This is a genomic window from Fervidicola ferrireducens, assembly GCF_001562425.1.
Lineage (GTDB): Bacteria > Bacillota > Thermosediminibacteria > Thermosediminibacterales > Thermosediminibacteraceae > Fervidicola > Fervidicola ferrireducens.
This window is the reverse complement of the sequence record NZ_LOED01000080.1, coordinates 1-1,601: the sequence shown is the minus strand read 5'-3', so window position 1 is coordinate 1,601 and position 1,601 is coordinate 1. Positions and strand designations below refer to the sequence as shown.

Sequence of the window (1,601 nt, the reverse complement as noted above, 5' to 3'; positions counted from 1 at the left end):
ACAAATTCCTCTTCCGTGGTGTTTTCGGGAAGCTGGACGACGCTGGTTTCTATGCCAATCTCCGCGCACCTTTTTTGGGCTCCTTTTATATACGACATTGAGTCGGGTCTTTCCCCTACTATCACTATGGCAAGGCGTGGGGTAACACCGCCTGCCTTTAATTCCTCTACCTCACTCATTAGTTTTTGTTTTAATGCATCCGCCACTTCTTTTCCGCTTAAAATATCTGCCATTTTTCCCCCTCCGATTTTAAAAGTGAGAAAAGCACGGGGCCTGTCAACCATATCCCCGCACTTTTCTCTATTATCTTTAAAAATTACATTATTAATCTCTTTCCTAAAAACCTTTTCTAGAAGAGCCCGCTGATTCTTCCATTCTCATCCACATCTATGTTTTCTGCCGCAGGTCGCTTGGGAAGTCCCGGCATTGTCATTATCTCGCCAGTAAGCGCTACAGCAAATCCTGCCCCCGCAGATATCTTCACGTTCCTCACCGTTATTCTAAATCCATTCGGCCTGCCTAAAAGTGCGGGATTGTCGCTCAGCGAATACTGCGTCTTAGCCATGCATACTGGCACTTCTCTAAATCCCAAACTTTCTATTGTCTCTATTTCTTTCCTAGCTGCCGGAGTAAAGTCTACGCCATCTGCACCGTAAATTTCTTTCGCTATCATCTCTATCTTCTCGGCTATGCCCATGTCCAATGGATAAAGCGGTTTGTAGTTGTTCTTACCTTCTTCTATTAGCCTTAGCACTTCTTTGGCCAATTCAATTCCGCCTTCGCCGCCCTTTGCCCAAACTTCGGATATCACCGCTTTGACCCCTAATTTCTCGCATTCTGTCCTTACTAGCTCAAGCTCGGCTTCTGTGTCGCTTGGGAACCTGTTTATTGCTACTACAGCAGGCAGACCAAATTTCATAGTGATGTTTTCAACGTGTTTCAGCAGGTTGGGAAGCCCTTTCTTTAGAGCCTCCAGATTCTCCTCACCTAGCCTATCTTTCGGCACGCCGCCGTGATGCTTTAGCGCTCTGATGCTCGCCACTATAACTACTGCATCAGGCCTTATGCCCGCTACCCGGCACTTTATGTCCAGGAATTTCTCTGCTCCCAGGTCCGCGCCAAATCCAGCTTCGGTTACTACGTAGTCCGCAAGTTTCATAGCCATCTTGGTAGCGAGGACGCTGTTGCAGCCGTGGGCTATGTTGGCAAAAGGCCCCCCGTGTACAAAGGCTGGAGTGCCTTCTAAAGTCTGCACTAAATTGGGTTTTAAAGCGTCTTTCAATAGCGCAGCCATCGCTCCATGGGCCTTCAAATCACCAGCTGTCACAGGTTTTCCACTGTAAGTATAAGCTACTATTATTCTTGACAACCTTTCTTTCAGGTCCTTGAGGTCTGTGGCAAGGCAAAACGCTGCCATTACTTCCGATGCCACTGTTATATCAAAGCCGTCTTCCCTGGGAACTCCGTTGGCTTTCCCTCCAAGGCCGTCGACTATGAACCTCAACTGCCTGTCGTTCATGTCCATGCAGCGCCTCCACACTACGCGCCGCGGGTCGATGCCGAGTTCGTTGCCCTGGTATATGTGGTTGTCCACCATGGCC

The 1,601-nt window shown here is 48.5% G+C and carries 2 protein-coding genes; both read right to left on the bottom strand.

Features of this window, described 5'->3' with window-relative positions; genetic code table 11:
- Positions 1-233, bottom strand: a 233-nt coding sequence (locus AN618_RS12350) for a tetrahydrofolate dehydrogenase/cyclohydrolase catalytic domain-containing protein (RefSeq protein ID WP_281176857.1), incomplete at its 3' end; no start/stop codon positions are given.
- Between the two features lie 116 nt (positions 234-349).
- Positions 350-1,601 (bottom strand): formate--tetrahydrofolate ligase (locus AN618_RS12345; RefSeq protein WP_066355643.1); only part of this gene is annotated, 1,252 nt, incomplete at its 5' end.